The sequence below is a fragment of the Rothia nasimurium genome (assembly GCF_014217215.1).
In the GTDB taxonomy this organism is placed as follows: domain Bacteria; phylum Actinomycetota; class Actinomycetes; order Actinomycetales; family Micrococcaceae; genus Rothia; species Rothia avistercoris.
This window is the reverse complement of the sequence record NZ_CP056080.1, coordinates 1,665,069-1,685,418: the sequence shown is the minus strand read 5'-3', so window position 1 is coordinate 1,685,418 and position 20,350 is coordinate 1,665,069. Positions and strand designations below refer to the sequence as shown.

Annotated in this window: 16 protein-coding genes; 7 read left to right on the top strand and 9 right to left on the bottom strand. The window is 57.4% G+C overall.

Going from position 1 to position 20,350, the window contains the following annotated elements:
- Nucleotides 1-16: 16 nt before the first annotated feature.
- Complete coding sequence (locus HWU94_RS07655; RefSeq protein ID WP_185173196.1) at nucleotides 17-2,473, bottom strand: ExeM/NucH family extracellular endonuclease; 2,457 nt, start codon at nucleotides 2,471-2,473, stop codon at nucleotides 17-19.
- A gap of 509 nt (nucleotides 2,474-2,982) precedes the next feature.
- On the opposite strand from HWU94_RS07655, the gene HWU94_RS07650 reads away from it, so the two are divergent.
- Entirely contained in the window at nucleotides 2,983-4,638 is a 1,656-nt protein-coding gene (locus HWU94_RS07650; protein ID WP_185173195.1) for an L-lactate permease, read from the top strand.
- Nucleotides 4,639-4,738: 100 nt separating this feature from the next.
- Here the strand turns inward: HWU94_RS07650 and HWU94_RS07645 are convergent, their stop codons facing one another.
- Nucleotides 4,739-5,257, bottom strand: a complete 519-nt coding sequence (locus tag HWU94_RS07645) for a hypothetical protein (protein WP_221625835.1) — start codon at nucleotides 5,255-5,257, stop codon at nucleotides 4,739-4,741.
- A 566-nt stretch (nucleotides 5,258-5,823) separates the two neighbouring features.
- Here HWU94_RS07645 and HWU94_RS07640 point away from each other — a divergent pair.
- Nucleotides 5,824-7,113 carry a cytochrome P450 gene (locus HWU94_RS07640; RefSeq protein WP_185173193.1) on the top strand — a complete coding sequence of 430 codons (1,290 nt, stop codon included), beginning with the start codon at nucleotides 5,824-5,826 and terminating at the stop codon, nucleotides 7,111-7,113.
- Here the strand turns inward: HWU94_RS07640 and HWU94_RS07635 are convergent.
- Both HWU94_RS07635 and HWU94_RS07630 read right to left on the bottom strand, forming a co-directional pair.
- A complete protein-coding gene (locus HWU94_RS07635; protein WP_185173192.1) occupies nucleotides 7,110-8,324 on the bottom strand; it encodes an Mbeg1-like protein in 1,215 nt (404 codons plus the stop codon). The genes HWU94_RS07640 and HWU94_RS07635 overlap by 4 nt on opposite strands.
- A gap of 7 nt (nucleotides 8,325-8,331) precedes the next feature.
- Entirely contained in the window at nucleotides 8,332-9,186 is an 855-nt protein-coding gene (locus HWU94_RS07630) for a VOC family protein (RefSeq protein WP_185173191.1), read from the bottom strand.
- Between the two features lie 158 nt (nucleotides 9,187-9,344).
- Here HWU94_RS07630 and HWU94_RS07625 point away from each other — a divergent pair, with 158 nt between their 5' ends.
- Nucleotides 9,345-10,820, top strand: coding sequence for an Eco57I restriction-modification methylase domain-containing protein (locus tag HWU94_RS07625; protein ID WP_185173190.1), 1,476 nt, complete (start codon nucleotides 9,345-9,347; stop codon nucleotides 10,818-10,820).
- Entirely contained in the window at nucleotides 10,807-11,742 is a 936-nt protein-coding gene (locus HWU94_RS07620) for a BsuBI/PstI family type II restriction endonuclease (RefSeq protein ID WP_185173189.1), read from the top strand. The genes HWU94_RS07625 and HWU94_RS07620 overlap by 14 nt, the downstream gene beginning before the upstream one ends.
- Nucleotides 11,743-11,793: 51 nt before the next feature.
- On the opposite strand, the gene HWU94_RS07615 is transcribed toward HWU94_RS07620, so the two are convergent.
- The 5 genes from HWU94_RS07615 to HWU94_RS07595 form a co-directional block, all read right to left on the bottom strand.
- The gene (locus tag HWU94_RS07615) at nucleotides 11,794-12,480 is read right to left on the bottom strand and encodes a DNA-3-methyladenine glycosylase I (protein WP_185173188.1); all 687 of its coding nucleotides are present in this window, start codon (nucleotides 12,478-12,480) and stop codon (nucleotides 11,794-11,796) included.
- Nucleotides 12,480-12,989 (bottom strand): methylated-DNA--[protein]-cysteine S-methyltransferase, encoded by a 510-nt coding sequence (locus HWU94_RS07610; protein WP_185173187.1) that lies wholly within the window; start codon nucleotides 12,987-12,989, stop codon nucleotides 12,480-12,482. Before HWU94_RS07610 ends, HWU94_RS07615 begins: the two co-directional genes overlap by 1 nt.
- Nucleotides 12,990-13,111: 122 nt before the next feature.
- Nucleotides 13,112-14,665 (bottom strand): glycerol kinase GlpK, encoded by a 1,554-nt coding sequence (glpK, locus tag HWU94_RS07605; protein WP_185173186.1) that lies wholly within the window; start codon nucleotides 14,663-14,665, stop codon nucleotides 13,112-13,114.
- An 83-nt stretch (nucleotides 14,666-14,748) separates the two neighbouring features.
- Entirely contained in the window at nucleotides 14,749-15,546 is a 798-nt protein-coding gene (locus HWU94_RS07600) for an MIP/aquaporin family protein (protein WP_185173185.1), read from the bottom strand.
- 75 nt (nucleotides 15,547-15,621) lie between these two features.
- Nucleotides 15,622-17,385, bottom strand: coding sequence for a glycerol-3-phosphate dehydrogenase/oxidase (locus HWU94_RS07595; protein ID WP_185173184.1), 1,764 nt, complete (start codon nucleotides 17,383-17,385; stop codon nucleotides 15,622-15,624).
- A 110-nt stretch (nucleotides 17,386-17,495) separates the two neighbouring features.
- On the opposite strand from HWU94_RS07595, the gene HWU94_RS07590 reads away from it, so the two are divergent.
- From HWU94_RS07590 to HWU94_RS07580, 3 genes are all read left to right on the top strand, one after another.
- Nucleotides 17,496-18,440: a sugar-binding transcriptional regulator gene (locus HWU94_RS07590; protein ID WP_185173183.1), complete on the top strand. Its 945-nt coding sequence runs from the start codon at nucleotides 17,496-17,498 to the stop codon at nucleotides 18,438-18,440.
- A gap of 247 nt (nucleotides 18,441-18,687) precedes the next feature.
- Nucleotides 18,688-19,173, top strand: a complete 486-nt coding sequence (locus tag HWU94_RS07585; protein ID WP_185173182.1) for a GCN5 family acetyltransferase — start codon at nucleotides 18,688-18,690, stop codon at nucleotides 19,171-19,173.
- A 306-nt stretch (nucleotides 19,174-19,479) separates the two neighbouring features.
- The gene (locus HWU94_RS07580; protein WP_185173181.1) at nucleotides 19,480-20,337 is read left to right on the top strand and encodes a DUF6318 family protein; all 858 of its coding nucleotides are present in this window, start codon (nucleotides 19,480-19,482) and stop codon (nucleotides 20,335-20,337) included.
- Nucleotides 20,338-20,350 lie beyond the last annotated feature (13 nt).

Below are 20,350 nucleotides of genomic sequence, written 5' to 3'. Positions count from 1 at the left end.
AGGTGTAAGGCAACTGCTACTTGTTGTGAGCGTAGCGGTAGATAAACGCGGCCATGGCATCGCGCTTAATAGGCTCGTAGGGGCGGAAGGTGCCGTCGCCCCAGCCCGTGGTGATACCGCGAGAACGCAGCCACATAATTTCACGGTAGAAAATGGTGCTCTCGGGAACATCCACAAACTGCGACCCCTTAGGCGCTACATAGTAGGGCTCACCCGCGTAGCGGTAGAAGAAGGCAGCCATGGCATCGCGCTTAATAGGTTCGAAGGGGCGGAAGGTGCCGTCTGCCCACCCGGTGGTAATACCCTCAGCCTTGAGCCACTCAATTTCCTTGTAGAAGGGGTGGGTCTGGTCTACGCCCTTGAAAGAGGGGGTCTCGGGGGCCTCAAAGGCGGGGGAGCCCGCTAGACGGTAGAAGAAAGCGGCTGTAGCTCCGCGGTCAACATGGTCGTAGGGGCGGAAGGTGCCGTCTGCCCACCCGGTCGTGATGCGCTGCTGAGCCAGCCACATGATTTCACGGTAGAAAATATCGGCTTCGGTAACATCAACGAAAGAAATCGGCTCGGGAGTCAGGTTTATACCGACCAGCAGGGGGTCGTGGTCTGATGAGCGGAATTCGTTAGCCTCGTAGAAATCGGTGATGTTGCTGTTGTAGCGGCTGTATTCAAGCGCCACGGACTCAACAGAGTTGATGTTCCAGACCTGGGCGCTCTCTACCTTCTCAGCCAGGGCAGGGGACGCCAAAATATGATCGAGTGAGCCAACGCGGCCGCCGTACAGGTAGGTGTGGCCAGCGTCGTACTTCTCACCCAGGTTGGTGTAACCGGCGGAGTAGAGCACCTGCATGGGGTCCTCCTTGGTGTAGGAGTTGAAGTCGCCCAGCAGCATGATGTTCTGGGTGCCGTGCCGTTCCCCCTGGGCCGCAGCGAAGTTCACCAGAGCCTGGGCCTGGGCGACGCGAGAAGCGTTGGAGCTACCCTGGCCGTCGTTCTGGTCAGCATCGGCGCCACTACCGGAGCCCTTGGACTTGAAGTGGTTAACAACAGCTACAAAGACATCATCACCGCTGGTTGCGGCAGAACCTGCGGGTACAAAAGCCTGGGCCAGGGGCTGGCGGGCATTAGAGAAAGCTGCATCATCGAGAATTGCGGACTCACCGACCGGGTTGACCTCAGCGGGCTGGTAGATGAAGGCGGTGCGAATGACGTCCTCGCTGGCAGGCAGAGCACTAGGTGAAGCAACAGCCGCCCACTTTTCATAGCCGGCGTCCTTATTGAGCTCTTCAACCAGCTTGTTGAGGGCGATATCGCGGTTATCGTGACCGGTGGCTAGGGTGTTCTCGATTTCTTCCAGGGAGAGTACAGAAGTATCGATCTTGTTGATAGCCTGAACAATCTTTGACTGCTGGCGTTCAAAGCTAGCTAGGGTAGCTGCCCCTCGTACCGCGCAGCTGCCGCTGACGGTGATGGGGTTTTTCTCGCGGTCGGTGTAGAACTTGCAGCCTGCGACGGTATCGCCCACGGTGGTGAAGTAGTTGAGGACGTTGAAGCTAGAGATACTGTGCTCACTTGCTACCTCAGGGGCCGCTGTGCGGGTGTTGGACCAGGACGCGGGCAGCGCAGCGGGGTCGGTTGCGCCGTTGACCGGAGCGGTGGGCTGCAGACGCCAGGCGTTGAAAGAGTAGCCCAGGACAACTGGATTGTTGAAGTTTACGGCAGCTCCGACGCGCAGTGGGTTGCTGGTGGAGACATAGGGTAGCGGGGTGCCGGTACCTGCTCGGCTGTAATCCACGGTTGCACCGTCATCGAGCAGAAGAACCTTAGCCGCATTATCTGCTTCGTAGGCGAGGGCTGCTGCGCCGGGGGCTACGACGTCGGTTGCGGTGCGCAGGGCCTGGGTGCCATTGACAAGGCCAACTTCACCGTAGCGGTTGGTGTTGTAGTTATCGGTGACGGTGATATCGCCGGTGGGCTGTAGGAGCATGCCTTCGAGGGCTTCACGGGCCTCTTCACCCTCAGGTAGCTGGCCGGTCACCGGGGTGACGGGGGCATAGGGAACAGCAAGGACGGTGAGGTCAGCCGCGCGGGAAACCGTAATCTGGGTTTGCCCATTGTATTCAGAAACTGCGCCGGTTACTTCAACGAGGTCGCCCTGAGAAACCTGCGCTACGGTGGAGGGGGAGTAAACGAAGATGCCGTCAGAGGCACCCGGAGTGCGGTTCTCTGCACCTGTTCCCTCGGTCTGAATAAAGTAGCCGCGTAGGCCGCCCTCGGCATAGACGGCTGTGACGACACCGCGGGTAGTGACGCTTTGACCGGCGAGCGGGCTGGTAGCTCCGGTGCCCTGGATGGTAGCAATCGGGGTGAGCTCGGCAGCCTGGGCTGGCAGGGCTGTGAGCAGGGGAGTCAGCGTGGCGGTAGAGGCAAGAAGAGCAAGCGCCGCACGGTGGTGTGATAGGCGTCGGAAATCAGGCATGAGAATCCTTGGGGAATGTTAACAGTAGATGTGTGGTGATGTGACTCATGGAGCCACCTCACATCATTCTAGGGTCTTGCCTGTACAAAATTTAAAGCCGCAATTCAAAAATTAAGTAGCGGGACGGTTAATTTTTGCCACTTTGTCGGTGGGTATGTGTGGGTCTGTGGGTTTTGCTTAAGCGGTGTGGTTATTGGGGTGGAAACTGTTGCCGGTGTAAGCAAGTCCACGGTGTTAGGGTGGGGGTGTTTTTAAGTGGGGTAACACATGTTGAGTGGAAGGGTGAGGTGCTTTTGACTGGGCCTGATGTGAAAATGCACCCTCCGATGCGGGTATACATCTTAGACAGGCTCACTTAGGTCATTTTTGACCTTTACAGATACCCCCGCGCAGGGTTGGTTTTCGTAAGTTTTGTGTGTGAATTGGTGGTAATTTAGGAGGTAGAAAAGTGCAAACAGCACACAAAACCAATCGCGGAACACACCTCCGCAGCGAAGGAACCCATACTCATGTGGCAGCAGGTCTACGACCCACTGAACAACCAGGCGCTCTCAGCCCTCGTGGCGGCAGTGCCGATCCTCGTCTTCCTCCTGGGGCTCACCGTCCTGAAAATGAAGGGTTTGCACGCAGCCCTCGTCTCCCTGGCCTCAGCCGTGGCGTTGGCCGTCCTCGTCTTCGGCATGCCCTTTGCCTCCTCCCTCTCAGCCATCGGCTACGGCTTCCTCTCCGGTATGTGGCCCATCGGCTGGATTGTGCTCATGGCCGTCTGGCTCTACCGCATCACCGTCCGCGCCGGTAACTTCGAAGTGATTCGCGGTTCGGTTTCCGCAATTTCAGCTGACCAGCGTATCCAGGTACTCCTGATTGCCTTCTGCTTCGGCGGCTTTCTCGAAGGCGCTGCAGGCTTCGGTATCCCGATTGCTATCTGTGCAGCCCTGCTGGTAACCCTCGGTTTTGAACCCGTCAAGGCATGTCTTCTGGCTCTGATCTCCAACGTTGCCTCCGGTGCCTACGGCGCTATCGGCATCCCCGTCCTCACCGGCTCCACCGTCTCCGGTGTGCCCCAGGCTGAACTGAACTCCATGATGGTCTGGGTCCTGCAGATTATCACCATCTTCATCCCCGTTCTGCTGGTCATGATGCTGGACGGCATCCGCGGCCTCAAAGAAACCGGCCTGGTTGCCCTGGGGCTGGGCGTGATTGTTTCCGCTGCCCAGGCAGGTGTCCTGCTGGCTATCGGCCCCGAACTCGTAGACATCATCCCCTACCTGCTTGGCCTGATTCTGCTGGCTGTCACCATGATGAAGTGGCAGCCCGCCCACATCTACCGCGAACCCGGCGCCCCCTCCCTCGAAGAACTTAAGAAGAGCCCCAGCGCCTTCACCTTCTCCGGCGTCGTCAAGGCTTGGAGCCCCTTCATCATTCTGTCCATCATGATTCTGCTCTGGTCGACCCCCCTCATTAAGGGCCTGGTCAAGGCTAAGACCGAAACCAGCGCAGCGGGTGCCCTTAACTGGACCACCATCCCCGTCCAGATGCCCGCCCTGCACGGCCAGATTTCCCAGGTCGCTCCCATCGTGGCAGAAGAAACCGCCATGAAGGCAGTCTGGAACTGGACCCTCTTCGGTGCATCAGGTACCGCTATCCTCTTCGCCGCCCTCATCACCATCGCTATCTCTAACATCAGCTGGAAGGCCGCCTTCGAAGAACTCGGTGGCGCATGGAAGCAGCTCTGGCAGCCCATTCTGCTCATCTGCCTGGTCATGGCTGTTGCTAACGTGATGAACTTCGGCGGTATGTCCTCAGCCCTGGCACTGGCCCTGGCAGCTGTCGGTTCCATCTTCCCGCTCTTCTCGCCCATCATCGGCTGGATCGGCGTGTTCGTCACCGGCTCCGTGGTCAACAACAACACTCTCTTTGCCAGCCTGCAGGCCACCACCGCAAGCCAGATTGGCGCCAACTCCGGCCTGCTGGTTGCAGCTAACACTGCCGGCGGTGTGATGGCTAAGGTCGTTTCACCCCAGTCCATCGCGATTGCGGCGGCATCGGTGAACATGTCTGGCCAGGAATCAAAGATTACCAACGCAGCCATCAAGTACTCGCTGGCTCTGCTGGTTATCCTCTGCGTCTGGGTCTTCGTACTCTCACGCGTAATGCCTGCCTAAAGCTAGCGGCATAAGACGGCATTAGAAAAGGACGCCCGCCCCACCTTCTCCTGCATATAACAGGGAGGTGAGGCGGGCGTCCTTATACTTTCAACTACCGTTAGAACTCAATAAATTCAGTAGCGTTCATCTTGAACGATGCAGTTCCGGTGCTACACACAAGGTAGGTGCCGTCGTTGAGGCAAGAAGCCTTTTCTGTATTGATGGAGTACCCCACCGGCAGAGCAGCTACATCAGTGTTGACAACGCTTTCTTTACTAGCATCCTGAACCAGGGCTCCGTTCTGGCCCAGAGTTATAACGAGGTTTGTATTGCCTCCGCTAGGTTTGACGCACGCAAGGTGGTTACCTTCACCCAAGCTACAGCTCACGCCATGGGCTTGTGCTGTGATTGAAAAATGACCGGTCATTGAAGTTTGTGTATACGGTTTCGGATCGCCAATAGGAATTCCGCCCAGTCGATAGTCAGTCATTGCCTCGAGCCTGTTCCCATTGCCCTCACATGAGACGGTGCGGCCCATGAATCTTGTTTCAAGCGGCATGTAAGAACGGCAGAGATATCCACCGACGTTTACTTGTTCACTAGATCCCGTGAACTGTGCATTGAAGTCTGCAAACACCTGCTGCACTTCGGCGCACGAGGCTGAGCCCTCCGCTAGGACGAGCGTGGTGCGGCCGGTATTGCTGGGGCCGCAGTCGGTGCCTGCCGTGACAGCGGGTCCCGCCGCTTCAGCGACAGTGGGCTCAGCAGAGGGTGAAGGCGCAGGCTGCTCAGTAGTAGCTACAGGAGATGGTGCTTCTGGGGTTTCAGTAACCTGCGGGGTAGTGCTGGGGGTGCTGCTCGCTTCAGATATTGAGGGGCTCGGCGAAGGAGTCGCCGAAGAGGATACGGGGCTTGGTACTGCGGTGGGTGCCGCAACGTTACCCTGACCGCCACAGGCGGAGAAAAGAAGAACTGCACACAGCGAAGTAGCTGATGCGGCTCGGCTTAGTGAAAAAGACACGATTGCTCCCGGTGAGTAGCGTGGTGTGTGGTGTTCAGCTTACCCGAAACAAACTCCTAGAAAAGATATTTCTCGCAAGTTCTCAACCAGTGCAGCTTTGGGTAGCTAGTGCAGGTTAAACCGTGGGCGGCACGCCTGACCAGCTGGCCAAAATACCCGCTGAAAGAAAGTAAACTGTTGGTATGAGCATCACACCCGTAAAAAACCTATTGAATGACCAGCTGCCCAGCTTCATCAAGCAGGGCTACCTCTTTATGTCACACCAGCGCCGCAAGGCCGGGGTCTCCGCAGAGTCTCACTGCCCCGTCACCTTCTCCGCTCTGGGCGGTACCGCAACCCTGATTCGCGGCGAAGAAGCCGTGGACTTCTTCTATGACGAGTCCAAGATCAGCCGCGGCGGTGCTATGCCCGCAGCAATTCAGGGGCCCCTCTTTGGTGAAGGCGCTGTTCATACCCTCGACGGTGAAGCTCACAAGGTTCGTAAGGCTAAGATGGCTGAAATGGCCTACGCCGACGAGCGCGTTGAGGCTTTTAAGGGCTTCGTTGAAGAAGAGATGAAGGCCCTTATCGAACGGTGGAAGACCAACCCCGGTAATATCTACGACGATGTTGCTGTAGCCTACGGTCGCGCCGCCTTCCGCTGGGCCGGGGTACCCGCGTCCGACCGCGAGCTCAACAAGCGTGCTACCCAGATGAGCCACCTGCTCGACACTTTCGGCGAGCTCAAGCAGAACGTGCTCTCCTGGATCGACCGCAAGAAGCTGGATGCCTGGGCCGAAGAGCTCATCGAAAAGGTCCGCTCCGGCGAACTGACCGTCGAACCCGACTCGGTAGTACGCCACATGGCTGACCTGCGCGACGAAAAGGGCGAGCTGGTCACTGCCAAGCTGGCCGGTATCGAGCTGCAGAACCTTACCCGCCCCACCGTGGCTGTCTCCCGCTTCGCCGCTTTCGCAGCCGTCGCTATGGTTGAGAACCCCGAGTGGGCTGCTAAGGTCAAGAAGGCAGTGGAGGACGCCGATGGTCGCCTAGTTAACATCCCTGAAGCCGTTGCCTTCGCCCAGGAAACCCGCCGCAAGTACCCCTTCGTTCCCATGCTCCCCGCCATGGTCAAAGAAGATACAGAACTTTCGGGCTGCCCGATTCAGAAGGGCCAGCGCGTCCTGCTGGACATTCTGGGCACCAACACCTCACCCCAGCTCTGGAAGAACGCCACCAGCTTCGACCCCCAGCGCTTCCTCGACCAGCCCGACTACGAAGCGATCAAGGGCTTCATCCCCCAGGGCGGCGGCGATGTGCTCACCGGTCACCGTTGCCCCGGCGAGAAAATCGCGGTGGCTGCGCTGTCCTCCACCATCGCAGCGCTCTCAGCAGATAATGTCACTATCTCTGAAGACGCCGAAGATACCACCTTCAGCATGACCCAGCTGCTGACCCGCCCCAAGACCGGCGTGCGCGTCACCGTTAGCTAGGGAAGGCGTCCGCCCCGCTCAGTAGAGAATAAATCAGCCAGCTCCCGGATCCCCACCCGCACGGTGGGAAGAAGCCGGGGCCTAGCTATTTTAAGGACGCTCCCGCTCGCCTTTCGCTGCTCACTGCGGGTCTGACGCCACAAGACCAAGAAATCGTCGAGGGGTCCTTGCACTAGCTGGTAGGTTTCGGGGTCAAGCCCCTGTGCTTTAGTACGCATGAGCTGGATGAAGGGCACAATGTTCTGGCTAATAGCGAGCAGGCTGGTGTAGCCCTCATCCATGGCTAGGCTAAAACAAATATCAACCACCTGCTGCACCTCTTCGGGAGAGTGGCGCTCTAGCCAGGCCCGGGTGACCGTCTCAACCCGGTCGCTGGCGGGAGTGGGGTGCTCGGCCAGTATGAAGTGCCCCCGAACATCAGCATGCCAGTTAAAAATGGAATGCTGGATCAGGCCGAAGAAGCTGCTGGCTACCACCTGCGGGCTGCCCTGTTTGAACATCAGACGGCCCACGATGCTATCGACCGGGATGTACTCCACCGTTTTATCCAGGGTGCGCCGGTAACCGGGGTGGTCGAGAAAGTCAGGTACAAAGCCGGGGGAGTCAAAGGTAATCAGTTCGTCAATACGATTCTGGGCCTGCTCGCTCTGCATGCTGGCTGCGTGTACCGCCAGGTGGCCCCCTTTAGAATGGCCGGTGATATACAGGGGCGTCTTCGGCGCCCGGGCCAGGGCACGTGAGAGGTAATCAACCGCCAGTGCCTGGGCCGGGATTTGCTGCCGGGCAGCCAGATGAAAATCCTCTTTCCAACCGGTCAGCGTATCGTCGGTGCCGCGAAAGATGACCTGTTTGAGCACCCCGGGGAGCACCAGGGTGAGAGCCGCAAACTGAACCTGCTCTGCGTCGTCCTGCCGTACCTCATAACGGTAGAACTTGAGCCCTGCAAAACGGGCGGACGCCGCCACCAGCCTGAGCAGCTGCAGCCGTTGGGCGGTAGCCAAGAACCAGTTGGCGCGCAGCTCGCTGTCGCTGTAGAACTCCTGGTAAATCTGCGCCGCACCTAGCCCGTAGGTAAGCCCGGCATGGTGCTCTGCAATCACATCAAGGGGGAGATAAGCCAGCTCATTGAGCAGGCAGAGGTCAACGTGGGTGAGCGGACGTTCAGCCGGAGTGTCGTGCAGGTGTTTTTGGGCGTAAGCGAGTAGGTTCATAGGCTCTCTACAGTTGGTTCAAATCTATCTTGCCCATGCTCAGTAGCTTGGCGCGGGCGTCCGTATCTGCCATGAGCTCGCCTATATTGTGAGGGAGAACTTGCCACGAGACCCCGTAGGCATCAAGGCACCAGCCGCAGCGCTCGGCGTCCGCAACCTGCGAAAGCACCGACCAGGCCCCATCAATCCCCGCCTGATCCTGATAGAACAGGGCCATAGAAACACCCGGATCAAAGGTGAAGTCATGGAAGGTGCCCGCATCAATAGCGGTGAAGGTTCCGCCACCCAGCGTAAAGGTGGTCATCTGCACCGTCTCGGGTTCGAGATAGGAGTCCTCACCGTGGCGGGTTAGGCTCAGGCGCTCGCCGCCGAGTAGCTCCAACCAGGTGTTGGTGGCTTCTTCGCACTTGCCGTGAGCTGCGTTGCCAAACATGAAGCAGGGCGTGAAGAAAGGCAGGTCGCTGGGGTTTTCTTCAAGGAAGAGCTGCCAGGTGAAGCCGTAGCGGTCGCGCACCCATGCAAAAAGCGGTGCGAAGGGGTAGGCCTGCAGGGGCATGAGCTCCCCGCCCTCACTGATGGCGGTATGGGTGTGGCGCAGGGCCTGCTCGGCCTGCTCTAGACTGCCGAACCGGTCGGGGCTAAACCGCAGGAAACCCGAGATGGACGGGTTGGGGGAGTAGGTGGCGTCCGCTCCCAGCAGGAGTAGGTCGGTGCCGTCGATACTGAGGGTGGTGACGCCTGCACCCGGGGCGGACGCAGTCAGCGGCAGGGCTTGTGCGTAGTAGGTGGCAGCCTCGGCGGCATCACCGTTAATCCAGACGCAGGCGGTGGGAGATGAGATGGGAGGGAAGGTAGAAGTCATAGCTCCTATCTTCGCACAACCGTAGTCGATAGCAGAGGGCAGTTACTACCGGTACTGTATAGCTCCTATACAGAGTAAGAAATGGTTCAGTAAACTATATAGACGGTCGTCAGAACTATCTCAGCCTGACCTACGGTATCAACTAGAGGGCCACATCCATGGATACATTGCTTCAGCGCACAGAAAAAGTGCGCACTTCCACCCTTCAGCGCATAGGACTGGAAAATCTGAATGAATTTGAGCAGTTTTTCACGCCCCTTGCCGTTGCAGAAATCATGGCAGAGATGATTAATACCCAGATTCTGGCAAAGAAGAAGTCTATAAAAATTCTTGATCCTGGCGCAGGAATCGGGATACTGGCTATAGCTGCAAGCCACTATATTCGAGCGACCTTCCCTCACACCCCTATTCACGTCGTAGCAATCGAAAAAGATCCCTCACTTGTTGAAACGCTAGAATCATCGCTGGATGACGCTCAGACTGATCTTGGAGACTTCACGTACGCAGTTCATCAGCAAGACTTTGTTTACTGGGCAAACCGAGACCTTCTACATTTAGGTGACCCTCAAGAGCAGAACTTCGACGTTGTAATCACCAACCCCCCTTATGCAAAATTATCTGCCCTAAGCGCTGAGTCAAAACACCTAAAACTACACAACATTAATGTCCCAAACCTGTATGCAGCGTTTGTCGCACTTAGCTCACAGCTGCTCTCTGATGGCGGCCAAATCGTTGCGATTACTCCCCGCTCTTGGATGAACGGCCCTTACTTTCAGCAGTACCGAGAACTTTTACAACGCTCCTGCTCACTCGCTCGCATCCATACATTTGAGTCTCGAAAAGAAGTATTTAAAGATACTGGGGTGCTTCAGGAATCGGTTATTACTCAGTTTGAGAAAAAGGCGCCAACCAAGGACGTGCACATTAGTAGCTCCGTGGCGCAAGGCCAGGAAATAAAATCACGAATAGTTGCTCGAGAAGCAGTCGAATCTCAGGGCATAATCTTCGTCCCTACTCGTCAGGAAGACGAAGAAATCATAGCTTGGATGACACGGGTCGATAATAAGCTCAGCGATATCGGACTGCAGGTATCAACTGGGAAAGTGGTTGATTTTAGGAATAAAGATAAACTTCAACTCCAGCCGAATAAACTAACTGTCCCCTTGGTATATCCAGCACATTTTACGGCAGGAAATCTGCAACATCCGAAAGCAGACCTGAAGAAACCTCAGTATTACCAAACAACAGCAGAAGATAAAAACACTGTTGCCCCTGGCGCTTTCGTGCTGGTTAAACGTTTTAGCGCTAAAGAAGAAAAACGAAGAGTTACAGCAGCGATATGGTCATCGGAAGTGAGCGCTGCCTTTGATAACAAGACAAACTACTTTCACTGCCAGGGCGAGGGGCTTTCTCACGATTTAGCTCTAGGGCTAACACTGTGGTTGAACTCAAGCTATGTCGACAGATACTTCCGTATTTTCTCTGGCCATACTCAGGTAAATGCTACCGATTTACGGATGATGCCCTATCCCTCGATACAGCAACTAAGAGATATAGCGCGTACCGGGCTTGACCCCGATGCAGCTGTTTACGAAGTGTTAGGCAACAAGGACAAAGTACATGCCGCAGCTTGACGATGCACAAAAACTTCTCACAACGCTAGGGTTTGATAGGCAGCGTACTAACGTAATGGCCGCAAGAACCCTTCTAGCTTTAGCCCAGCTTAATTTTGAGCAAGACTGGGCTGAAGCAAGCAACCCTCGCATGGGTGTCCGCTCGATTATGGACTGGATGCGGCAGGAGCTAGATTTTCAGGTTGCTGAAAATACGCGAGAAACTATTAGACGATTTGTGCTGAAGCAGTTCGTTGAAGCGGGGTTTTGTCTGCATAATGATGATGACCCTGAAAGACCCACAAATTCATCAAAAAATGTTTACCGTCTTTCTGATGAAGCGCTCGCAGTCGTCCGCTCCTATCAGGGCGATAGCAACGGAAAAATAATAGAAAACTATCTAAAGTCCAAGGTCGTTCTTACCGATAAGTACGCTAAAGCTAGAGAGCGGTCGAGATTCAGCATAACTCTGCCGCAAGGGGAAAAGGTCTCGTTAAAGCGAGGCGGGCAAAACCAGCTGATTGAAAAGATCATCACAGACTTTTGCCCTCAGTTCATTCCTGACGCTCAGGTTCTCTATATCGGCGATGCCGATAGTAAGGAAGGCACATACGACAGGGAACGGCTTCGTGAGCTAGGTATCGAACTCCCGGAACACGGAAAAATGCCGGATCTTATCGTGTATCAGCCCGATAAGCATTGGCTGTTTCTTATAGAGGCATGCTCAACGCACGGCCCTGTCGACCATTGGCGTTATTCAGAGCTCGAATCTCTATTTTCACAGACTTCTGCGGGGCTGGTATATGTTTCTTGTTTCCCAGACCGCGCAACGCTTCGGAGGTTTATTGCTGATTTGGCGTGGGAGACCGAAGCCTGGATTGCTGAAGAGCCAACTCACATGATGCATCTGAACGGTTCACGATTCATGGGTCCCTACAACTGATGTTCTAGAAGCTTGCGTGGTGATTGAATCTGGCTCTCCGCATACGGAGTTTCAGTTTCGCCGCGTGCCGTCCTCGTTCCACAGGCCTGAGATGCCGCGGCGGTGGGAGGTCACCAGGTGGGTATCGAGCACGCCGATGGCTTCCATCATGGCGTAGGCACTGGTGGGCCCGATGAACTTAAATCCCAGCTTCTTCAAGGTTTTAGAGAGAAGCAGGGAGTTCTCATCCTGGGTGGGAATATCGGAGAGGACGGCCGGGGCCGGGGTGCGCTCGGGCATGAAAGACCAGATGAGGGCGGGTAAACCTGCCTCAACCTGCTGGCCTGCCGCAAGCGTCCGCGCCGCTAGGTCGATGGCGGCTCCGCCGGGAGCCGTCACCTGACCGGCCGACCGCAGGGCGATTGTTGCCTGGGCGTTGCCGATAGCTGCGCGAATCTTGCCGCGGTGGCGAATAATGCGGGCGTCTGCAGCTAGCCGCTCCACGTCGTCCTCAGTGAAAGCCGCGACCTTCTCAACCTCAAAACCCTCAAAGAGTTCGCGGAAGGCCTCGCGCTTGGTCAAGATGGTGCGCCAGGAGAGCCCGGCCTGAAAACCCTCGAGGCAGAGGCGCTCAAAGACGCCCTGCTCGTCGGTGACGGGCACGCCCCACTCGGTGTCGTAGTAGGACTGCATATCACCGCCGCTCGCAGCCCAGACCGGGCGCACTAGCCCGTCGGTACCTACCCGGGTATCGGTCATTAGAACAGCCGCCCTTCAACTTCTGCGCTGGGCTCTTCGAGGGCCAGCAGAAACTCTTTACGTTCCAGCCCTCCCGCGTAGCCGGTGAGCTTGCCGTCTGAGGCTACCACCCGGTGGCAGGGGATAAAAATGGAGACCTTATTGCGACCCACAGCCTGGCCAACCGCCTGAGCCGGGGCACCCGGCCCCACAATCTTGGAAATAGCCCCGTAGGTGGTGGTGTAGCCGTAGGGAATCTCGCGCAGGGCCGCCCACACTGCCAGCTGAAAATCGGTGCCGTCAGGAGCGATCGGCAGCTCAAAAACGGTCCGTTTCCCGGCAAAGTATTCCAGCAGCTGGGCCTGGGCGTCGGTCAGCACCTCGCAGTCACTCACCTCAATGCGGTGCCCCAGGTCCTCCTGCTTGGGGAAGTGGGCCTGGCCGGTAAACCAGGCACCGGTGAGGGCCTGCCCGTCGGAGGCCAAGATCATTTCACCCAGCGGGGTAAGGGTATGGGCGTGGTAGGTCATGTATTTAGTCTAGTTTGGCGGCATACAAATAGCCCTGCACCTCACCGGTAGGTGACGATGCAGGGCTATTGTTTCAGCTCAAGACAGCTAGCCTAGCGCTAGATTGCGACTTAGCCGGGCGCTTAGTCCTGTTCGACGTCCTCATCGACCCAGTCCAGGGTCTTAGAGACAGCCTTCTTCCACAGACGGTACTGGCGCTCGACCTCGTCCTTGTCCATCTGGGGTTCCCAGCGCTTGCCTTCGGACCAGTTGTCGATGACGTCCTGCTCGCCGTCCCAGAAGCCGACGGCGATACCGGCGGCATAGGCGGCGCCCAGGGCGGTGGTTTCAATGACCTTGGGGCGGATGACGGGTACGCCCAGCAGGTCAGCCTGGAACTGCATGAGGAACTCGTTGGCGGTCATACCGCCGTCAACGCGCAGTTCCTCCAGGGAAACCTTGGTGCCGGCTGCCTCGGCGTCGGCGTTCATGGCGTCCAGCACTTCGCGGGTCTGGAAGGCGGTTGCTTCAAGAGCAGCACGGACGATGTGGGCGCGGTTGACGTAGCGGGTCAGGCCAACGATGACGCCGCGGGCATCTGACTTCCAGTGGGGAGCGAAGAGGCCGGAGAAGGCGGGGACGACGTAGGCGCCACCGGAGTTCTCAACGCTGGTCGCCAGTTCTTCTGACTCTGCGGCGTTGTCGATCATCTTGAGGTTGTCGCGCAGCCACTGAATCAGGGAGCCAGAGACAGCAACGGAGCCTTCGAGGGCGTAGACGGGGTCGGCGTCGCCCAGCTTGTAGGCCACGGTGGTGAGCAGGCCGTTTTCTGAGATGACGGGCTCGTTGCCGGTGTTCATGAGCATGAAGTTACCGGTGCCGTAGGTGTTCTTGGCCATGCCCTTTTCGAAGCAGGCCTGGCCGAAGGTGGCTGCCTGCTGGTCGCCCAGAATACCGGAGATGGGGGTGCCGTTGAGCAGGCCCTTGGAGCGGCCGTAGCCGTAGATTTCGGAGGAGGACTTGATTTCGGGCAGCATGCTCATGGGAATGCCCATGTCTGCTGCGATGGATTCGTCCCATTCCAGGGTCTTGATGTTCATCAGCAGAGTGCGAGAAGCGTTGGTGACGTCGGTGACGTGCACGCCGCCCTCAACACCGCCGGTCAGGTTCCAGAGGACCCAGGTGTCGGTGTTACCGAAGAGCAGGTCGCCTGCTTCTGCCTTCTCGCGGGCACCTTCAACGTTGTCGAGGATCCACTTGATTTTGGGGCCTGAGAAGTAGGTAGCCAGGTTGAGGCCAACGATGTCGTGGTACTTACCGGGGCCTTCTTCGCCTGCCAGCTCGTCACAGATTTTCTGGGTGCGGGTGTCCTGCCAGACGATGGCGTTGTAGACGGGCTTACCGGTGTTCTTGTCCCAGACGACGGCGGTTTCACGCTGGTTGGTGATGCCGACGGCTGCGATTTCGTGGTGGTTGACCTCTGCCTTGGTCAGGGCCTCACCTACGGCCTGGCGGACGTTCTCCCAAATTTCCATGGGGTTGTGTTCAACCCAGCCGGCCTTGGGGAAAATCTGCTCGTGCTCGTGCTGGCCAACGCTCTTGATTTCGCCCTTCTTGGTGAAGAGAATGGCGCGGGAGCTGGTGGTGCCCTGGTCGATGGAGAGGACGTACTTCTTACGCTCGGGGAGCTGTGACATGGTTTTTCTCTTTTCGTGTGCGCGCCGTCTTTGGCGCGGTAAGGGGTTGTCTTTAGTTTAGGGCGTGGACGCCGGTGCTCGGCTTAGACCAGCAGGGCGGGGACGAGGATTGCGGCTGCGGAGGCACCAATGAGGGGGCCAACAACGGGAACCCAGGCGTAGGCCCAGTCAGAGGAGCCCTTGCCCTTGATGGGCATGAGGGCGTGGGCGATGCGGGGGCCGAGGTCGCGGGCGGGGTTGATGGCGTAACCGGTGGGGGTACCCAGAGAAAGACCGATAGCGACAACGATGAAGGCTACAGCCAGGGGGCCGAGGCCCGAGGGGGTGCTGCCGGAGGCCAGTACGAAGCCCACCAGAACGAAGGCGCCGAAGGCTTCGGTCAGGGTGTTCCAGCCGTAGGAGCGAATGGCGGGGCCGGTGGAGAAGATACCCTTGGTGGTTCCAGGCTCAGCCTCGTCAAAGTGCTTCTTGTACACCAGGTAGGCACCCCAGGCACCCAGGAAGGCACCAATCATCTGGGCTGCTACATAAACGAAGAAGTGACCCACGGTGGGGGCGATACCGGGGGCAAAGTCACCACCGGAAATCAAAAGACCCAGGGTAACAGCGGGGTTGAGGTGAGCACCTGAAGGGGCAGACATATAAACGGCCGCGAAAACCGCAAAACCCCAACCAAAGGCGATGGTCAGCCAATCGGTGTTCTTAGCGGCTGACTTGGGCAGGGTAACTGCGGCACACACGCCAGCACCCAGCAGAATCAGAATGCCGGTACCGATAACTTCAGAAACAAAAGCGCCGAGCAGGGTCGCATTGCCGTCTGCTGAGATAAGGGCGCTTGCCTGGACGCTAGCTTCAGCGCCAGCTACCAGTAGTGAGCTCATCGTTGACCTCGTATTTTCTGTGCGGGCCGGGTGCCCGAAACGGGCACCCGGCGGTTATTAGTGATTAATGATGTTTTAGTGGAGAGTAGTGACAGGACGTCGGGGAGCCACGTGGGTTGCCCCGAGAACCTCAGCCGCGGCGTCCGCGTCCTCGGTATGGGTTTCAGCTGCAGCGATAGCCTCAACCCGCTCGGCGTAAATTGCCTTTTCGCGGGCCACGGTGGCCTCGTCCCAGCCAAGTTCAGCGGCCATAATCTCAAGGATCTCGTCGGCGGCGGACAGGCCGCGGTCGGTAGCCTCAAGGTCCAGGCGGACGCGGCGCACCAGCACGTCCTCAAGGTGCAGGGCACCTTCGGCACGCACTGCCATGGCTACATCGGCCCGCAGGAACTGGGGTGCCTGCGCCAGGGGAGTACCCAGGGAAGGGTCTTCCTTGATGAGGGCGATAATATCGGCCAGCTCAGCGCCGTAGCGCTCCAGCAGGTGCTCCACGCGGGCAGCATCCCAGCCGTTCTCAGCGGCCAGCGCATCGGCGCGGGCAGCCAAAGCTTCATAGCCTTCAGCACCGACCAGCTTGATGTTCTCGGTGACAGAGGGCAGGGTCTTGGCGCGGTCGCCCAGGGCAAAGTCCACGGCGTCCTCGGCCATCACGCGGTAGGTGGTCAGCTTGCCACCGGCAATAGCGCTCATACCCGGGGCGATTTCCATGACGGTGTGCTCACGCGAGACCTTGGTCGACGCGGCGTTCTCGCCCTTCTTAGCCACCGGCTGCAGCAGGGGGCGCAGACCAGCGTAAGAGCTAATGATATCGGCCTCGGTGAGCTCATCGGCAATCAGCTTGTTGGCCTGGTCGAGCACGTAGCGAATGTCAGCCTTGGTGGCGACGGGGCGCTCACGGTCCTCGGTGTAGGGGGTATCGGTGGTGCCGATAATCCAGTAGCGCTGCCAGGGGATGATGAAGAGCACGGACTTTTCGGTCTTGGTGAAGATACCGCTGGTTGCCTTGATACGGTCGCGGGGCACGGTGATGTGCACGCCCTTAGAAGCCAGCACCTTCAGACCCTGGTCCTTGGTTGCCATGGATTCTGATTCTTCGGTCCATACGCCGGTTGCGTTGATGATGTGGGCGGCCTTGACGGTCTTCTCATCGCCGGTTTCAAGGTCAACGATCTGGGCACCGGTGACTCGCCCGGCGGCGTCCTTGTTAATAGCGGTGACCTGGGTGCGGGAAGCTGCCAGGGCGCCGTAGCCTGCGGCGGTGCGGACGAGATCGATGACCAGGCGGGCGTCGTCCACGCGGGCATCGTAGAACTGAATGGCGCCGGTGAAGGCAGAATCCTTGATGCCGGGGAAGACCTTCTTGGTGCCTTCCTTGGTGAAGTGGCGCTGGGCAGGCACGGTACGGTGGCCGCCTGCACCGGCAAAGGCCATGGTGTCGTACATACCGATACCCACAGCGGAATAGGCACGCTCAATCACGGGCATCTTGAGGGGCCAGAGGAAGGGCTGGGCCTTGACCAGGTGGGGAGCGGTGCGTTCGAGCAGCAGGCCGCGTTCCTTGAGGGCTTCGGCAACCAGCTTGAAGTCGAGGTTGTAGAGGTAGCGCAGGCCGCCGTGCACGAGCTTGGAGGACCAGGCGCTGGTGCCAGCTGCCCAGTCGCCTGCCTCAACGATGGCGGTGCGTAGGCCGCGGGTTGCGGCGTCCAGGGCGATGCCTGCGCCGGTCACGCCGCCGCCGATGATGAGGACGTCTACGCCCGCTTCATCGGTCATGGCGGCTAGGGCCTGGGTGCGGGTTTCTGCGGTGAGGTGGGATTGGGTGGTGAAGGTGGCAGTCATGGGGATCTTCCTTGCGACGGGTTGCCTGGTTAATGTCTTGGTAACTATTTCAACCGTGTGAACAAAAAAACCGCCAGCTCTGTGAACAAATGTTCAGTTAGAATCGAACTATGGTGAACAAAAGTCAGAATCAGGTCGTTGAGGCAGCCCAGCTTTATTACGGGGAGCACCTGACCATGTCCACTATCGCTACACGTCTGGGAGTTTCTCGCCCCACCGTTTCTCGCCTGCTCAAAACTGCACGTGAAACGGGGGTTGTGACAATTCATCTCAATGAAAAAGCCTATAGTTCCGACCCTGTTGAAAAGCGGCTTGCCGACCTTTATCGGGTGCGGGTGACGGTGGTGAGGGCCCCTGAACATGCCACAGAGCAGGCCCGCATGAGACGAGTGGCAATAACCACAGCAAACCTTCTGGATTCTCTAATTGTTCCGGGAACGACCCTGGGAGTTGCCTGGGGGTCCACGGTGACCGAGGTGGCCCAATTCCTGCCCAAGCGCCCTTTGACCGGGGTGACGGTAGTTCAGCTGAACGGGGCGGGCAACGCTGTGCAAACGGGTATTCCCTATTCCGGTGCAATTCTAGGCCAGGTGTCGTCCGCCTACGGGGCGCAGATGGTTCACTTCCCGGTTCCAGCCTTCTTTGATTTTGCTGACACCAAGGCCGCTATGTGGCGGGAGCGCAGTATTAGGGGCGTGCTTGCGGTTCAGCGTAAGGTCGATGTGGCGCTTTTTGGGGTGGGCGCTTTTGGCGGGTCAATTCCCTCGCACGTGTATGCGGGCCGCTATTTTGACGCCCAGCAACTAGCTGAGCTGAGGGCTGAGGGGATTGTGGGGGACGTGTGTACCGTGATGGTGCGAGAGGACGGCACCTGGGCCGACCTGGACGTGAATAAGCGGGCAACCGGCCCGACCCCTGCCGAACTGGCAAAGATCGGGCGCAGGGTCTGCGCCGCCGCCGGCAAACACCGGGCCGCCGCCCTGCGCGGAGCACTGACCACCGGGGCCATCACCGACCTGGTGGTAGACGTGGAGCTGGCGGAGCAGTTATTCTAAGTGCTTAATTGCAAATAAATTATTTGATATCCATAAAATGAATTTATTATAGAGTCTTGATGTCGAGAGCTAATTTCAGGCTTTAGGGTTTAAGAGGGTTGGGATATTCATATGGGCTATCAGGGTAGCGGGTGTCGCTATATGATAAATTAGCGGAGTAATACTAGGTAAGTGCTGGGAAGGTCTGAAGTCCCAAGAATCTCGAGGTCTGTTGTGCTGAAACCTAGCTCGTATTTATGCTTAAGTTATGGAAAATTTAGAACTTAGACTATTGCCTCAGATTCAGGACTATGTTATGCCTTTTGATCACTTTGCTAGAGGGTTCAATAATAGTTGGTGGCAGAGGAGTATTGGCAGGGTAGGCGAAGATATTTTTAATGGTGCGAAGTATTTCCAGCTGGTTTCAAGAGAAAAGGAAATTGGCCGCGCTGAGGTGGTCGGAAAAATACTTTCAGATAGCTATATGGGGATTGATTATAAGCTTGATGCTTATGAAATTACTTTTATTGAGATTCAAGAAGATTTTCGCTGTCTCGGATTTGGAACTCAGTTTATTAATTTAATGGAAGACTACTATTCTGGGAAGGTCTTATTTGCATTCTCGGAAGGTGCTGATGGGTTCTGGTCTAGGATAGGTTGGCGACATTATCCTCGTAAGGATAGCGAAGGTTGGCCCTATTATCGCCCGCTGTTCATCTCCCAAGAAATTAATCCCATGATTAAGTCCTACTGAATGAAACAGTATCCATCCTGGTACTAAATTTCTCAGACCTTATACAAAATCAAGCTGGTTTTTGAGTCTTAGCAGTTGGTCAGGGGCCTCGCAGATAATTCTAAGGGAGCGGTGCAGTCTAGGGGGAGTAGCCGCCCCTGCTCAGTTTTTATTACCGTCCACGCCAGGGGGTGTAGCGAGAGGTGCACCGCGTGCTTGAGGCTCCAAGTATTACGTCCTCCACCCGCACTGTGTATAAAGAACTCGCTGACCGTTTGCTGGGCAGGTAGGGTGTAACTACCCAAACACCATATGAGGAGTACACGCATGCGCTTTCCTGGCTCATCTCTAGCCCCTTCCGCTCTGCCCCTTACCCGTCTAGGGGCCACTCTGGCAGTCTCAGCTCTTGCCCTGACCGGTTGCGGTATGGGAGCATCCGGTTCCCCGTCTGCTGACTCGTCAACGGCAACACCCGAGCCTAGCTCTAGCAGCTCAGCGAGTTCCGATAAAACCGGTTTCTCCAAGACAACAGAGTCTCCCTCAGCATCGGCTGGGGCCTCTTCGTCCTCATCAGCCTCACCGTCGGCCTCAGCTGCGCTGTCCTCCGAGGGCAGGGCGCTAGCAATTGATATTGAGTTCGACCGGAGCTTTGACGACTACGTGCCTGCTACAGAAGAAGCGCCGGCTCAGAACGTTCCCAGGCCCATTGAACCTGCTGGTATGAATGAGCATACCCAAGAGGGCTTCGTTAAATTCTTCGAATACTACATTGCTGAGCGTAACTACGCGATCACCAGCGGTGATACCGCCCGCTGGCGGGAGCTGGTAACCCCAGCGGGCGAGTCTAACCCCTTTCAGCAGGCTGAGCTTCAGTTCCTCGACAAGGTCGATGCCGCCTACAAAAACGGCGGCTGGGTTGTGAATGGCCACCGCGGGGCTATCACCGACTACTACATGATTGGTAAGGGCTCAGAATTCGGTGAGTACGTACTCAATACCTACCTGGTAGAGAACGGGACAGTGCTACTGGATCCTGCAGGTAACCCTCCCCGGACCGAGTGGATTCCGGTGACGGAAGACGCCTACTTCTACGGCATGGCGGCTGACTACCAGGACGGTGCCTGGGTGGTCACCATGCAGGCTACGGACTACTCAGATACCATGGCGGTGCCAGCAGATAACTAAGACTGCCGGTTTT

Coding starts and splice junctions, on each gene's coding strand:
- HWU94_RS07615 (WP_185173188.1), bottom strand. CDS start 12,480: ATGACCGATACCCGGGTAGGTACCGACGGGCTAGTGCGCCCGGTCTGG.
- glpK (WP_185173186.1), bottom strand. CDS start 14,665: ATGTCACAGCTCCCCGAGCGTAAGAAGTACGTCCTCTCCATCGACCAG.
- HWU94_RS07610 (WP_185173187.1), bottom strand. CDS start 12,989: ATGACCTACCACGCCCATACCCTTACCCCGCTGGGTGAAATGATCTTG.
- HWU94_RS07625 (WP_185173190.1), top strand. CDS start 9,345: ATGGATACATTGCTTCAGCGCACAGAAAAAGTGCGCACTTCCACCCTT.
- HWU94_RS07580 (WP_185173181.1), top strand. CDS start 19,480: ATGCGCTTTCCTGGCTCATCTCTAGCCCCTTCCGCTCTGCCCCTTACC.
- HWU94_RS07650 (WP_185173195.1), top strand. CDS start 2,983: ATGTGGCAGCAGGTCTACGACCCACTGAACAACCAGGCGCTCTCAGCC.
- HWU94_RS07640 (WP_185173193.1), top strand. CDS start 5,824: ATGAGCATCACACCCGTAAAAAACCTATTGAATGACCAGCTGCCCAGC.
- HWU94_RS07600 (WP_185173185.1), bottom strand. CDS start 15,546: ATGAGCTCACTACTGGTAGCTGGCGCTGAAGCTAGCGTCCAGGCAAGC.
- HWU94_RS07620 (WP_185173189.1), top strand. CDS start 10,807: ATGCCGCAGCTTGACGATGCACAAAAACTTCTCACAACGCTAGGGTTT.
- HWU94_RS07585 (WP_185173182.1), top strand. CDS start 18,688: ATGGAAAATTTAGAACTTAGACTATTGCCTCAGATTCAGGACTATGTT.
- HWU94_RS07630 (WP_185173191.1), bottom strand. CDS start 9,186: ATGACTTCTACCTTCCCTCCCATCTCATCTCCCACCGCCTGCGTCTGG.
- HWU94_RS07635 (WP_185173192.1), bottom strand. CDS start 8,324: ATGAACCTACTCGCTTACGCCCAAAAACACCTGCACGACACTCCGGCT.
- HWU94_RS07590 (WP_185173183.1), top strand. CDS start 17,496: ATGGTGAACAAAAGTCAGAATCAGGTCGTTGAGGCAGCCCAGCTTTAT.
- HWU94_RS07655 (WP_185173196.1), bottom strand. CDS start 2,473: ATGCCTGATTTCCGACGCCTATCACACCACCGTGCGGCGCTTGCTCTT.
- HWU94_RS07595 (WP_185173184.1), bottom strand. CDS start 17,385: ATGACTGCCACCTTCACCACCCAATCCCACCTCACCGCAGAAACCCGC.